Annotated in this window: 5 protein-coding genes; all 5 read right to left on the bottom strand. The window is 73.7% G+C overall.

Annotated elements, in window-relative coordinates; translation table 11 throughout:
* Positions 1-3 precede the first annotated feature (3 nt).
* The 5 genes from C4V41_RS52650 to C4V41_RS52630 are packed head-to-tail and all read right to left on the bottom strand — an operon-like array spanning position 4 to position 14,776.
* Complete coding sequence (locus C4V41_RS52650) at positions 4-1,287, bottom strand: MFS transporter (RefSeq protein ID WP_103963626.1); 1,284 nt, start codon at positions 1,285-1,287, stop codon at positions 4-6.
* Positions 1,265-5,203 (bottom strand): non-ribosomal peptide synthetase, encoded by a 3,939-nt coding sequence (locus C4V41_RS52645; protein ID WP_103963625.1) that lies wholly within the window; start codon positions 5,201-5,203, stop codon positions 1,265-1,267. Before C4V41_RS52645 ends, C4V41_RS52650 begins: the two co-directional genes overlap by 23 nt.
* Complete coding sequence (locus C4V41_RS52640) at positions 5,200-11,502, bottom strand: non-ribosomal peptide synthetase (protein ID WP_160150705.1); 6,303 nt, start codon at positions 11,500-11,502, stop codon at positions 5,200-5,202. Before C4V41_RS52640 ends, C4V41_RS52645 begins: the two co-directional genes overlap by 4 nt.
* Positions 11,499-14,585 carry a non-ribosomal peptide synthetase gene (locus C4V41_RS52635; RefSeq protein WP_103963623.1) on the bottom strand — a complete coding sequence of 1,029 codons (3,087 nt, stop codon included), beginning with the start codon at positions 14,583-14,585 and terminating at the stop codon, positions 11,499-11,501. Before C4V41_RS52635 ends, C4V41_RS52640 begins: the two co-directional genes overlap by 4 nt.
* Positions 14,582-14,776 carry an MbtH family protein gene (locus C4V41_RS52630; protein ID WP_103963622.1) on the bottom strand — a complete coding sequence of 65 codons (195 nt, stop codon included), beginning with the start codon at positions 14,774-14,776 and terminating at the stop codon, positions 14,582-14,584. Before C4V41_RS52630 ends, C4V41_RS52635 begins: the two co-directional genes overlap by 4 nt.
* Between the last annotated feature and the right edge of the window lies 1 nt (position 14,777).

Below are 14,777 nucleotides of genomic sequence, written 5' to 3'. Positions count from 1 at the left end.
GGCTCAGGTCGTGGCCGGGGCCTGGGGGATTTCGCGCATGCGGGGGATCGGCGACAGCGCGAGCACGATCATCGGTACGACCGCGCCGATCACCGCCGCCACCAGGACCACCGGCCACATGCCCACGGCCTGGCCGAGCAGCCCGGCCACCAGGGCGCCGAGCGGCGCGGGCACCAGCCCCATCGCCCAGATGGTGGCGATGACCCGGCCGACGAGCTCGCGCGGCGTCGCCGACTGCAGCACGGTGATGTTGTTGACCACGAACACCTGCGCGCACAGGCCGACCAGGAGCTGCGACAGGGCCAGCATGCCGATCGCCAGCCAGAGCGGCCCGCCGGCCAGCGGCACCAGGATGAGCGCGCTGTTGCCGACGACCGTGGACCAGAACATGGTGGGCCCCGGCCCCACCCCCTTCATGAGCCGCACCGACAGCCACGCGCCGGCCACGGCGCCGACCCCGCCGACCGCCAGCACGGCCCCGACCCAGCCGGCCGGCACGCCGGCGCCGTCGATGACGTACGGGATGTAGAGGGTCTGCAGGATGCCGATGTCGAAGAAGGAGTAGACGGCACTGGCGATGGCCAGCGGGCGGACCACCGGGTGGCCCATCACCCAGCCGAAGCCCGCGCGGATCGCCGCGATCATGGTGCCGCCGCTGTCGGGCGGCGGCGGGTCCTCACGCTTGCGGATGGAGACCAGGAAGAGCGCCGACAGCACGTAGCTGACCGCGTCCACCAGAATGACCAGCGGCGCCGAGCGGGTGGCGATGAGGAACCCGGCCAGGCTGGGCCCGACCGCCTTGGAGATCGAGTCGCTGAGCTGCAGCTTGCTGTTGCCGTCACCGAGGTGCTCGGGGGCCACCAGCACCGGCAGGTACGACCGGTAGGCGATCTCGAACAGCACCCCGAAGACGCCCATCACGAACACGACCACGTACAGCCACCACAGCGTCAGCAGGTCCATGACGAACAGCAGCGGCACGGTGGCCAGCATGAACGCGCGGATGACGTCGCTCCAGACGAGCACGGGCCGGCGCCTCATCCGGTCCACCCAGACGCCCACGACGAAGAACAGCACCATGGGCAGCCTGGCCAGCGCGCCGAGCACGCCCATCTCGGCGACGGAGGCGTGCAGCCACAGGTACGCGACGATCGGCATGGCGAGCACGGTCACCTGGGAGCCGACCAGTGACAGGCTCTCGCCGCTCCACAGCTTGAGGAAGTCGCGGTTCTTCCACAGCGTGGCGGGCTCCGCCGTGGGGGGATCAGTCGCGGGGGGTGAGGCCATGGTCGATGCTGCTCCTCAACTCGGCGGCCGCGAGGGCGACCCGGGGCTCGTACATGACGGTGAAACGCTCGCCGTGGATGGGCGAGATGCGCAGGCGGCCGGTGATGACGTCCCGCCAGCCCATGTCGTCGGGCGGGACGCCCTCGGCGGCGGGCGAGAACAGCAGGACGTCCCCGTCGTACGGGTCGTGCCGGTAGTGGCCGACGGCGTGCGCGTTGGCGCGGAAGACGTCCACGAAACGGCGGGCCTGGCGCAGGTCGGCGGTGTCGGGCTGCAGGGTGTCGGCGCGGGCCGCGGCGTCGATCACGGCCAGCAGCCGCTCGTCCGGGCTCATCCGGTGCAGGTCGTCCAGGTCGACCTGGACCTTGCCGCCGGCCAGGGCGTGGGTGAGCAGGACGGCGTCGTCCTCCAGCGAGGCGCGCAGCACCGGTTCGTTCGCGTCGGAGTACAACAGGACGACGAGCGGCACCTTCTCGCCCAGCTCGCGCAGCCGGCGGGCGGTCTCCAGGGCGATGTTGCCGCCGATGCAGTAGCCGCCCAGCACGTACGGGCCGTGCGGGCGGATCTTGCGCAGGTGGGCGGTGTAGTCGTCCACCATCTCCGCCAGCGTGGCGTGCGGCTCCTCACCCGGCGCGAGACCGGCCGCCTGGATGGCGTAGACGGGCTGGTCGGAGCCGAGGTGGCGGGTCAGCGGCAGGTAGCGGAAGACCTGGCCGCCGAGCGCGTGGAACAGGAAGACCGGGTCGCGGTCGCCGGTGCCCCGCAGCGGCACGATCCGTTGCGGGGCGCCGTCGTTGTCCTGGGGGCGGCGCAGCTCGGCGGCGAGCTGCGCGACGGTCGGGGCGGTGAGGACGCTCGACAGCGGCACGTCGCGGCCCAGCTCCTTGCGCAGCCGCATGGTGAGGCGCAGGGCCAGCAGGGAGTGGCCGCCGAGGGCGAAGAAGTCGTCGTGCACGCCGACCGCGTCGACGCCGAGCGTCTCCTCCCACAGCGTGGCCAGCCTGGCCTCGAACGGGTCGCGGGGCGGCAGGTACGGCGCGCGCCCGGCGTCCCCGGGATCCGGCAGGGCGGCGCGGTCGAGCTTGCCGTTGGCGGTGACGGGCAGCGCGTCGAGGCGCACCCAGGCGGACGGGACCATGTGGTCGGGCAGCCGCTTGCGCAGCGCGGCGGCCAGATCGGGCAGGTCGTCACCCTCGGGGACGACGTAGCCGACGAGCCGTTCGCCGCGCAGCACCACGACGGCGGCGCGGACCGCCGGGTCGGCGGTCAGCAGCGTCTCGATCTCGCCGAGCTCCACCCGCTGGCCACGGATCTTGACCTGGAAGTCGGTCCTGCCGAGGTACTGGACCTCGCCGGAGGGCAGCCAGCGCGCCACGTCGCCGGTGCGGTAGAGGCGGGCGCCGGGCGGGCCGTACGGGTCGGGCACGAAGCGCTCGGCGGTGAGCTCCGGCCGGTTGACGTACCCGCGGGCGAGCTGGACACCGCCCAGGCAGAGCTCGCCCGGGGTGCCGACGGGAACCCGCTGCCCGTCGGCGCCGAGGACCTCCAGGCGGGTGTTGGCGACGGGCCGGCCGATGGGTATCAGCCGCTCGCCCGGTTCGCAGGGGTGCCAAGTGACGTCCACGGCCGCCTCCGTGGGGCCGTACAGGTTGTGCAGCTCGGTGTCCGGGAGGCGGTCGTGGCAGCGGGCGGCCAGCTCGGCGCCCAGCGCCTCGCCGGAGCAGATGATCCGGCGCAGCGCCGGCAGGCCGGGCTCGTCGAGGAAGAGCTCCAGCATGGACGGTACGAAGTGCATGGTGGTGACGTTGTGGCCCGAAGCGAGGGCGGCCAGCCTGGCACCGTCGCGGTGGCTGTCCGGCTCGGCCACGACCAGCCCGGCGCCGACCATGAGCGGCCAGAACAGCTCCCACACCGACACGTCGAACGACAGCGGCGTCTTCTGCAGCACCCGCTCGCCCGCGCTCAGCCCGAACGTCTCCTGCATCCACCGCAGCCGGTTGACGATCGCCCGATGCGAGACACCGACCCCCTTGGGGCGGCCGGTGGAACCCGAGGTGAAGATCACGTACGCCAGCGCGTCGGGATGCACGCGCGGCGGCGCGGCGGTGGCGTCGGGGATGGGGCCGGTCAGGGGGAGCGCGACGCCGTCCGGCAGCGCCGCCGTTACCGCCGGATCGGTCAGCACCGTCCGGGCCCGGGCGTCCTCGATCATGTACGCCAGCCGCTCCGCCGGCAGACCGGGCTCCAGCGGCAGGTAGGCGGCCCCGGCGCCGAGCACGCCGAGCAGGGCGGGCAGCAGGTCGGGGCCGCGTTCGAGGCAGACACCGACGACATCGCCCGGCCGGGTGCCGGCGGCCAGCAGCCGGGCGGTGACGTCACCGGCCCGCGCGGTCAGCTCCCGGTAGGTGATCCAGATCCCGTCGTAGCAGACGGCGGGAGCGGCGGGCGTGCGCGCGGCCTGCTCGCCGATCAGGTCGTGCAGCGCCGCGCTCGGGTACGGCCGGGCGGTGGCGTTCCAGCCGTCGATCGCGGCGGCGTCGCGAGCCAGGTACGGATCGGCCGGACGCGGGTCGGAGCCGGGATCGGCGGCCTGGCGGAGCGCGGTCAGGTAGAGCTCGCCGATCCGGCCGACCTGGCCGGCACCGAACTGGGCCCGGTCGTAGGTGAGGGTCAGATCGAAGCCGCCGTGCTCCCGCGAACGGCTGAACGCGGCCGCGAACGGCACGTCGGTCTCCTCGAAGAAGTCCTGGTCCACGATCTCGACGCCGGGCAGGCCACGGTAGACGTGGAAGTCGCGGAAGTCGAACAGCACGTCCAGCAGCGGAGAGCGACCGGCCGCCCGCTGGATCTCGAACAGCGGATAGCGCCGGTGCGGCAGCAGCGCCACCTCCGCCTCGAACACCCTGCGCGCCAGCGCCGCCCAGGTCGGAGCGGTCGTGTCCAGGCGCAGCGGCACGGTGTTCAGGAACAGGCCGAGCACCTCCTCGCCGGCCTCGCTCTCCGGCCGGCTGTGCGTGACCAGGCCGGTCATCACCTCGCTCTCGCCGGTGACCAGGGCGAGCACCCGCAGGTGAACGGCCAGCAGCACGGTGCGCAACGGCACCGCCAGCTCCCTGGCCACCGCACCGAGCCGGTCCACCACCTCCGCCGCCAACGGCAATCGCAGCACCTCGGCCCCCGCCTCGCTGTGCTGCCCCGAGTCGTGCGGGCCCGGGTCGTGCGGCCCCGGGTCGTGCTGCCCCCGGTCGAGCTTCCCCGGCAGGCGGGGGAGCCGGGTGTCGGGGGCGTCGGACACCTGGGCGTGCCAGAAGTCGCGGGTCTCCGGTGCGGCCACGGCGGCGCGTTCGGCGGCCACCAGTTCGCGGAAGGCCGCGCCGGGACGGGCGACCGGCACCCGGTCGCCGGTCAGGTGCCCGTGGTAGCGCTGCAACAGCTCGGTGACCAGGGACGCCACGCTCCACCCGTCCAGGATGGCGTGGTGGAAGCTCAGGCTGAACGCGAACAGCTCCCCGGACAGCACATGCACGTGCGCCCGCGCCAGCGGCGGCGACGCCCAGTCGAACGGCCGCCGTTTCTCCGCCTCCGACCATGCGGCCAGCCGGTGCGCGGCCGCCGGATCGCCCGAAAGGTCCGTCACCTCCAGCGGCAGCGTGGCCGCACGGTGGACGAGCTGCAGCGGCTCGCTGAACCCGGTCAGGTCGATCGAGGTGCGCAGCACGGGATGCCGGGCCGTCACCTCGGCCAGCGCCGCCTCGAACGCCCCCGCGTCGAACCGGCCGCGCAAGGTGATCGTGGTCAGGTCGTGGTAGGTGGCCGAATCCGGCTCGTACGCGCTGTGGTAGAGCATCCCCGCCTGCAGCGCGGCCAGAGGATAGGCGTCCTCCAGGCCACGCGCGGCCCCCGTCGTCACCGTCATCGCGTCTCGCCTTCCAGCAGTCGTGCCAGGTCCTCGGGATTGAGCAGGCCGAACGGCGTCTCCGGCACCTCGGGTGGCCCGGCCGCCGCCGCGGGCAGGAGCCGTGCGGCCAGCTCCCTGACGGTCTGGTGGCTGAAGAGCTGCTCCAGCCGGATCGCGTAACCGGCCGCCCGCAGCCGGGCGACCACCTTGAGGCTGCGGATCGAGTCGCCGCCGACGGCGAAGAAGTTGTCGTGGGCCGAGACCCGCTCCAGCCCGAGCACCCCCTGCCAGGCGGCGGCGACGGCCAGCTCGGCCACCCCCTCGGGCTCGGCGTGGCGGACGGCCGAAGGGGTGCGCGGGTCGGGGAGGGCGTTCCTGTCGAGCTTGCCGCTGCGGTTGAGGGGCAGCTCGCCGAGTACGGTCCAGACCTTGGGGATCATGTGGTCGGGCAACGTGTCGCGCAGCATCCGCTCCCAGTCGCCCGCCTGTTCGGCCGTGGCGGGCACCACGTAGCCGGCCAGCCGCAGGCCGGCGCCGTCCTCGATGGCGCGGACGGCGGCGGCGCGGACGCCCGGCAGGGCGGCCAGGGCCGCCTCGATCTCGCCCGGTTCCACCCGCATGCCACGGATCTTGACCTGGTGGTCGGACCGGCCGAGATACTCGATCTCGCCATCGGGCCGCCATCGGGCCAGGTCACCGGTGTCGTACAGCCGTCCGCCCGGCGGACCGTACGGGTCGGGGACGAAGCGCTCGGCCGTCAGCGCGGGACGGGCCGCGTACCCCTGGGCGAGTTGCACGCCGCCGATCCACAGGCCGCCCGGCACGCCGACGGGGACGCGGTTCATCCGGTCGTCGAGGATCTCCAGCCGGGTGTTCGCCACCGGCCGCCCGATCGGGATCGTGCCGTCACCCGCCCGGCACGCGTGCCACGACACGTCCACCGCCGCCTCGGTCGGCCCGTACAGGTTGTGCAGGCCCGCCCCGGGCAGCGCGGCGGCGAACCGCGCGGCCAGGTCGGCGCCGAGCGCCTCCCCCGAGCAGACCACGGTACGCAGCGCGCCGAGCCGCAGCCCGGGCTCGGCCAGGAAGGCGTCCAGCATGGACGGGACGAAGTGCGCGGTGGTGATCGACTCGCTCGCCATCAGGCCGGCCAGGTGGGCGGGGTCGGCGTGCCCGCCGGGCCGGGCGACGACCAGCCCGGCCCCGGTCATCAGCGGCCAGAACAGCTCCCACACCGACACGTCGAACGAGAACGGCGTCTTGTGCAGCACCCGATCGTCCCCGGTCAGCCGGAAGGCGTCCTGCATCCAGCGCAGCCGGTTCACGATCGCCCGGTGCGAGACCCCGACGCCCTTGGGGCGGCCGGTGGAACCCGACGTGAAGATCACGTACGCGAGGGAGTCGGGATGCGGCCGGACCCCGAGCGGCCCGCCGTCCTCAGCGGCGACGACCTCGGCATCGCGATCGAGCGGCACCGTCTCAACGCCGCCCAGCCGGTCGGCGTGGCGTTCGATCGAGATGGCCAGGCGGGCGCCCGCGTCGGCCATCATGCCCGCCAGGCGCTCGGCCGGATGGTCGGGCTCCAGCGGCAGGTACGCCGCGCCGGCGGCGACGACCGCGTGGACGGCGATGACCAGGTCCGCGCCGCGCTCCAGGCACACCCCGACGACCTGGCCGGGGCCGGCCCCAAGCGCGCGCAGTCGCCTGGCCAGGCGATTCACCCGTCCGGCGAACTCCGCGTAGGTCAGCCAGGGCCCGGCCTCGAAGCTCAGCGCGGGCGCGGACGGCGTACGGGCGGCCTGTTCGGCGACCAGCGCGGGAAGGGTGGCGTCGGCGGCGGGCGCGTCCGTGTCGTTGGCCCGCTGGATGAGGTCCAGCTCGGCCGCCGTGAGCAGCGGCAGGTCGGCGACCGGCCGCTCCGGCTCGGCCACGGCCGCCGCCAGGAACGCCCGGAAGTGGTCGGCGAAGCGCTCCATCCGGTCGTGCTCGAACACGTCCTTCGCGTAGTGCAGCACCCCCGTGAGCCGGTCGCCGGCCTCCTCGATCACCAGGTGCAGGTCCGCCTGCGCCACCCCCGGGTCGATGTCGAGGGTCCGCAGAGAGATCCCCGCGACGTCCGGCGGCGCCGGCGGCACGTTCTGGTAGGCGAGCATCACCTGGAACAGCGGGTTGCGGCCCAGGTCACGCTCCTGGGCCAGCTCCTGCACCAGCACTTCGAACGGCAGCTCGGCGTGATCGTGCCCGTCCAGGACGCGTTCGCGGGTGCGCGACAGCAGACCGGCGAAGCTCGGCTCGCCGGACAGGTCGCCGCGCAGCACGAGCGTGTTCAGGAAGAGCCCGGCCATCTCCTCCACGTCCGGGTGGGCCCGGCCGGAGATCGGAGTGCCGACGGGGATGTCGGTACGCCCCGTGTAGCGGGCCAGCACCGCCTGGAACGCGGCCAGCAGCACCATGAACGGCGTCACCTGCCGCTCCAGCGCGAGCGAGCGCACCGCCGCCATCGTCCCGGCGTCGATCGGGAACGTCAGCCGCCGCCCGGCCATGCTCGCCGGTCCCTGGCGGTGCCGGTCCGCGGGCAGGTCCAGGGTGGCGGGCAGATCGGCGAGCGTGTCCTTCCAGTACGCCAGGTCGGCCGTCCGCTCGGACACCCGCGTCCGATGCCAGGCGGCGAAGTCGCGGTAGCCGATGGAGAGCGCGGGCAGCTCGGCCGGGGCGCCGGTGACCCGTGCCCGGTAGAGCTCCATCAGGTCGCGCAGCAGGATCGACAGGCTCCACCGGTCGGTGATGACGTGGTGGAGAGTGAGGTACAGCTCGTGTTCCGTCTCGCCACGCCGTACCAGGGCGGCCCGTACCAGCGGCCCGGCCGCCAGGTCGAACCGGTGCCGCGCCTCCTCCAGTCCCACGTCAGGGCCTGAGCGCACGGCCAGCCGCGCCCTGTGAGCGCCTTCCCGCAGCGCGGGTTCGCCGTCGTCGGCCACGATGACCAGCCGCAGGGCTTCGTGCCGGTCCACGAGGTCGTCGAACGCGGCGGTCAGCGCGGCCACGTCGAGCGGGCCGGTCAGCCGCTCCGCCCAGGCGACGTTGTAGGCGGGGTTGCCGGGGTCGAGCTGGTCGAGGAACCAGAGACGGGCCTGCGCGTGGGAGGGCACCGGCTCGCCGGACGATGACGGGATCGCGGCCAGGTCCCCCGTGCCGGAGAGAAGCGGGGCGAGGCCCGCGATGGTCGGGGTCGCGAAGCAGCGGCGCAGCGTCACCTCGGCGCCGTGGGTCTCCCTGAGCCTGACCACCAGGCGCATGGCCAGCAGGGAGTGGCCGCCCAGGGTGAAGAAGTCGTCCTCGACCCCGATGTCGTCGCGTTCGAGCAGCTCGGCCCAGATCGCGTGGAGGACGCGTTCGGCGGGCGTACGCGGCGGCACGTACGCGGTGGTCGGGGCCCCGGCCCGCGGCGGGGGGAGGGCGGCGCGGTCGAGCTTGCCGCTGGGCAGTACGGGGAAGTCGGTAACGGTGACGAAGGCGGCTGGGATCATGGTTTCGGGCAGGTGGGCGCGTAGGTGTGCCCGTAGTTCGCGTTCCTCGGCGGTGGTGGTGACGTAGGCGACTAGGCCGCGTCCGCCGGGGGCGTCGTCGCGGACGGCCACTACGGCTCGTTGGACGGCGGGGTGTTCGCCGAGGACGGCGGCGATTTCGTCGGGTTCGATGCGGACGCCGCGTACCTTGACCTGGTCGTCGAGGCGGCCCAGGCATTCCAGGGTGCCGTCGGGGTGCCATCGGGCCAGGTCGCCGGTGCGGTAGAGGCGTCCGCCCGGCGAGCCGAAGGGGTCCGGTACGAAGCGGTCGGCCGTCAGTGCGGCCCGGCCGTGGTAGCCCCGGGTGACTCCGGCCCCGCCGAGCAGCAGTTCGCCCGGCACGCCCACCGGGACCGGCCGCAGGTCGTGGTCCACGACGTACGCGGTCGTGTTCGCCACCGGCCGGCCGATGAGCATCGTGGCGGGGGAGTGCGGCACTCGGTAGGCGGTGGACCAGATCGTCGTTTCGGTGGGTCCGTAGAAGTTCCACAGTTCGTCGGTGACCGTGAGCAGCCGAGTGGCGAGGTCGAGGGGTAGCGGTTCGCCGCCGAGGATGGCGCGGGGCAGGCCGGGCGGCAGGTGCTCGACCGCCAGGCCGGCGACCGATGGGGTGAGCTGGATCAGGTCGGCGTCCTTGGCAGCCCGGCTGGGGGTGTGGGCGGTGTCCTCGGGGGCGATCAGGAGGGTGCCGCCGGACAGCAGCGGTGTGAAGATCTCCAGGGCCGCGATGTCGAAGGAGAGCGAGGTCATGAGCAGCGTGTTGCCGCCGCCCAGCCGTCTGATGACATCGGTGACCAGGTTGACCACGCCGCGGTGCGGCACCTGCACCCCTTTGGGGCGGCCGGTGGAGCCGGAGGTGTAGATGAGGTAGGCCAGGTTGTCGGGCCCCACCGACGGCAGCGGTCCTTCCGGTCCGGGGCCGATCCGGTCCAGCAGCAGTTCCGGAGGACGCTCCGCCGGCAGCCGGTCGCGGTGGGCGGAGTCCGTCAGCAGCAGGGCGGCGCCGGAGTCGGCCAGCAGGTAGGCCAGCCGCTCCGCCGGGTACGCCGCGTCCAGCGGCAGATAGCACCCGCCCGCCCGCAGCACCGCGAGCAGCGCGACGATCTGGTGCACGCCGCGCGGCAGGCACAGTGCCACGCACGTCTCGGCCCGCACGCCTTCGGCCACCAGCCGCCTGGCCAGCGCTCCGGTGCGGGCGTCGAGCTCGGCGTAGGTGAGCTCCTCGCCGTCCGGGGCGCGGACCGCCACCGCGCCGGGGGTGCGCGCCGCCTGCTCGGCGACCAGGTGGTGGAGGCCACGAGAGGGGTACGGGGCCGCCGTGTCGTTCCAGGCGCGCAGGGTGTCGTGGAGCTCAGCCGGGTCCATGAGCGGCAGCTCGGAGAGCCGCAGGTCCGGGGTGGCGACAGCGGCGCCCAGCAGCGTACGCAGGTGCGCGGCCAGGCGCTGCGCGCGGTCGTCGTCGAACAGGTCGGTGGCGTAGTCGAGCACGCACAGCAGCGACCCGTCCTGGCGCTCCTCCACGATGAGGTCCAGGTCGAACATGGCCGTGCCGGGGCGCACGTCCAGGCGTTCCAGCCGCAGGCCGCGCGGGTCGCCCGGCAGGTCGGGGGTGTTCTGGTAGGCGAGCATGACCTGGAAGAACGGGTTGCGGGACAGGTCCCGGCCGCTGGACAGCTCCTCCACCAGCGTCTCGAAGGGCAGGCCCGCATGGTCGAACGCGGCCAGCGTCCGCTCCCTCGTACGCCGTACCAGCTCGGTGAAGGACGGGTCGCCGGACAGGTCGCCGCGCAGCACCACCGTGTTGAGGAACAGGCCGACGGTCTGGTCCAGGGCGGGATGCGGCCGGGCGGACATCGGTGTGCCGATCGGGATGTCGGGCTGCCCGGTGTAGCGGGCGAGCAGCGCCTGCAGGGCGGTGACGAGGACCATGAACGGGGTGGCGCGTTCGCCGGCGGCCAGGTCGCGGAGCCCGGCGGTGAGTTCGTCGTCCAGCTCGAACAGCAGCCGGCGGCCCCGGTTCGACTGCATGGGCGGGCGCGGCCGGTCGGCGGGCAGGTCGAGCACGTCGGGCAGGCCGTCGAGGGCCTTGCGCCAGTGGTCCAGGTCGCGCTCCCGTGGCGGCCTGTCCTGCTGCCACGCCACGTAGTCGGCGTACGACACCGGCCGCGCGGGCAGAGCTTCACCGGCGTAGAGCCGGAAGAGATCCCCGAACAGGATCGCCACCGACCAGCGGTCGGCCAGGATGTGGTGCAGGGTCAGGATCAGCCGGTGCTCCCCGGGCGCCACGCGCACCAGGCGGGCCCTGGTCAGCGGGCCGGCGCTCAGGTCGAAGGCGAACCGGGCCTCCTCACGGGCGACGGCGTCGGCCTCGTCGGCGGACATCGTCTCGACGCGCAGCGCGGGCCGGACCCGGCCGGGGGTCTGGCGGGGCTCGCCGTCGCGGGTCTCGACCACGTACCCGAGGATCGGATGCCGGTCCACGAGCGCGTCGAACGCCGTGGCCAGCGCGGCGGCGTCCAGGTCACCCGTGATCCGGTACGCCCACGACAACGTGTAGGCCGGGTTGCCCGGGTCGAGCTGGTCGACGACCCAGAGGCGGCGCTGCGCGGCGGACAGCCCCACGGCGTCCTGGGCCGGGCCGCGCGGGAAGGACTCGTGCTTCTTCCCACGCGGGAGGCGGGCCTCCAGCGCGGCGCGCTGTTCCGGGCTGAGCCGGGCCAGCCGCGCGCGTACCGCGTTCCCGTCGCTCACCGCTCCTCCTCCAGAAGTTCCAGCAGATCCGCATCCGTCAATCCCTCTTCGAGCACCGCCAGCGCCTGCTCCTCCACGGTCGTGGCGTCGAAGCAGCGGCGCAGCGGCAGCTCCACGCCGAACTCGTCGTCGATCCGGCCGATGAGCCGGACCACCAGCAGCGAGTGGCCGCCCAGGGCGAAGAAGTCGTCGCTCACCCCGACGCGCTCCCGGCCGAGCAGGTCGGCCCAGATGGCGGCGAGGGTCTCCTCCATCGGGGTACGCGGCGGCACGTACGCGGCGGTCGTGGCACCGGCGGGTGGTGGGAGCGCCGCGCGGTCGAGCTTGCCGCTGGGCAGCACGGGGAAGTCCGGGACCGACACGAAGGCGGCCGGGATCATGGCTTCGGGCAGGTGGGCGCGCAGGTGTGCCCGCAGCTCGCCTTCCTCGGCGGTGGTGATGACGTAGGCGACCAGTCCGCGTCCACCCGGGGCGTCGTCGCGGACGGCCACCACCGCTCGCTGCACCGAGGGGTGTTCGCCGAGAACGGCGGCGACTTCGTCGGGTTCGATCCGGACGCCGCGCACCTTGACCTGGTCGTCCAGCCGGCCCAGGCACTCCAGGGTGCCGTCGGAATGCCATCGGGCCAGGTCGCCGGTGCGATAGAGGCGTCCACCCGGCGAACCGAAGGGGTCCGGCACGAAACGCTCGGCCGTCAGCCCAGCCCGGCCGTGGTAGCCCCGGGTGACCCCGGCCCCGCCGAGCAGCAGTTCGCCCGGCACCCCCACCGGCACCGGCCGCAGGTCGTGGTCCACGACGTAAGCGGTCGTGTTCGCCACCGGCTGGCCGATGAGCATCGTGGCGGGGGAGTGCGGCACCCGGTAGGCGGTCGACCAGATCGTCGTCTCCGTGGGCCCGTAGAAGTTCCACAGCTCGTCCGTGACCGTGAGCAGTCGCGCGGCCAGGTCGAGCGGCAACGGCTCGCCACCGAGGATCACGCGCGGCAGCCCGGACGGCAGATGGTCGAGCGCCACGCTCGCGACCGACGGGGTGAGCTGGACCAGGTCCGCGTCCTCGGCGGCCCGGCGGATCTCCTTGGGCGTGCGGGCGGCGTCCTCGGGGGCGATCACCAGGGTGCCGCCGGACAGCAGCGGCGTGAAGATCTCCAGAGCCGCGATGTCGAACGACAGCGAGGTCATGAACAGCGCGCTCCCGCCGCTCAGCCGCCTGACGACATCGGTGACCAGGTTGACCACGCCGCGATGGGGCACCTGCACCCCTTTGGGCCGGCCGGTGGAGCCGGAGGTGTAGATGAGGTAGGCCAGGTTGTCGGGCCCCACCGACGGCAGCCGCACCTCTGGTTCATCAAAAGGCCGGTCCAGCAGCAGCTCCGGAGGACACTCCGCCGGCAGCCGGTCGCGGTGGGCGGAGTCCGTCAGCAGCAGGGCGGCCCCCGAGTCGGCCAGCAGGTAGGCCAGCCGCTCCGCCGGGTACGCCGCGTCCAGCGGCAGATAGCACCCGCCCGCCCGCAGCACCGCGAGCAGCGCGACGATCTGGTGCACGCCGCGCGGCAGGCACAGTGCCACGCACGTCTCGGCCCGCACGCCTTCGGCCACCAGCCGCCGGGCCAGCGCCTCGGTGCGGGCGTCGAGTTCGGCGTAGGTGAGCTCCTCGCCGTCCGGGGCGCGGACCGCGACCGCGCCGGGGGTGCGCGCCGCCTGCTCGGCGACGAGCTCGTGCAGGGTCCGCTCCGGGTAGGGCGCGTCGGTGTCGTTCCAGCCGGTCAGCACCTCCCGCTGCCGCGCCACCGTCATCAACGGCAGCTCGGACAACCGCGTCTCTGGATCGGCTGCGGCGGCCTCCAGGACCAGCCGGTAGGCGTCGGCCAGCCGCGCGATGGTGGCGGCGTCGAACAGGTCGGTGCTGTATTCGAGGTAGACGCCGGCGCCTTCGGCGGTCCTGACGACGTCCAGGTTCAGGTCGAGCTGGGCGGTGCCGTTCGGGAACTGCGCGCGCGACTCCGTCGGCAGCAGGTTGAAGCCCACCTGGTAGAGCGGCGTGCGGCTGGTGTCGCGGACCGGCTGGAGCGCCTCGACCAGCCGGTCGAACGGCACCTCGGCGTGGTCCAGCGCGTCGAGGACGGTCTCCCGCACCCGGTCGAGCAGCTCGCCGAACGACGGGTCGCCGCCCAGGTCGGTACGCAGCACCAGGGTGTTGATGAACATGCCGATCAGCGGCTCGAACTCGGGCAGGTCGCGCCCGGCCACCGGCGTGCCCACCGCGACGTCCCGCTGGTCCGCGTACCGGGAGAGCAGCGCCTTCAGCCCGGCCAGCAGCACCATGAACAGGGTCGCGCCGCGCCGCCTGGCCAGCGCTTCGAGCTCGTCGACCAGGCCGGCGGGCAGCGCCAGGTGATGCTCGGCCCCCGCGTGCCCCCGGACGGCCGGCCTGGGCCGGTCGGCGGGCAGCCCGAGGTCGGGCGGCAGGCCCGCCAGCCGGTCCCGCCAGTGGCCGAGCCGGTCGGCGAGCAGCCCCTGGCCGAGCTGCTCGCGCTGCCAGGCGGCGTAGTCGGCGTACTGGACGGGCAGATCGGGCAGCCGCGCCGGGCGGCCCTCGTCGAAGGCGTCGCTCAGCTCCCGGAGCTCTTCCGCGAGGTTGGTGCCTGAGCGGGCGTCGAACACGGCGTGGTGCACCACCAACACCAGCCGCTGCCCGCCGCCCGGCATCCGCACCAGGTGCGCCCGCCACAGCGGCGCCCGATCCAGCGCGAACGGCCGCCGCGCCGCCGCCAGGGCCAGCGCGCGGAACTCGCGCTCGGCCCGTTCCGGCGGCAGGTCGCGCAGGTCGGTCCGGGGCAGGGTGACCGGCAGCTCGACCTGGACGATCTGGACGAGGCCCCCGTCCTCGACCGCCAGGGCGGTGCGCAGCGTCTCGTGCCGCCGGACCAGCTCGCCCAGCATGCGCTCGCACCGGTCCGGATCGTCCCGCTCGGGCAGCTCGATCACGGCATTGACGTGGTACGCGGGCGCGCCGGGATCGAGCCTGGCCAGGAACCACATCCGTTCCTGGGCGAAAGAGGCGGGAAGGGCGTACGTGCCGCTCACCGGGGCTCCATGGCCTCGCGCAGGCTGCGCGGGCGCATATCCGTCCAAACTTGCTCGATGTGGTCGAGGCAGCTCTGCTTCTCCCCTTCGAAGCCGGCCTCCCGCCACCCCTGCGGCAGGGGACGCTCGGCGAACCAGATGGAGTACTGCTCCTCGTCGTTGACCACGACCTTGTACTGGCCGTCCCGCATG

It is taken from the genome of Nonomuraea solani (genome assembly GCF_900108335.1).
GTDB classification, from domain to species: Bacteria; Actinomycetota; Actinomycetes; order Streptosporangiales; family Streptosporangiaceae; genus Nonomuraea; species Nonomuraea solani.
This window is presented reverse-complemented; position numbering and strand designations above follow the sequence as displayed.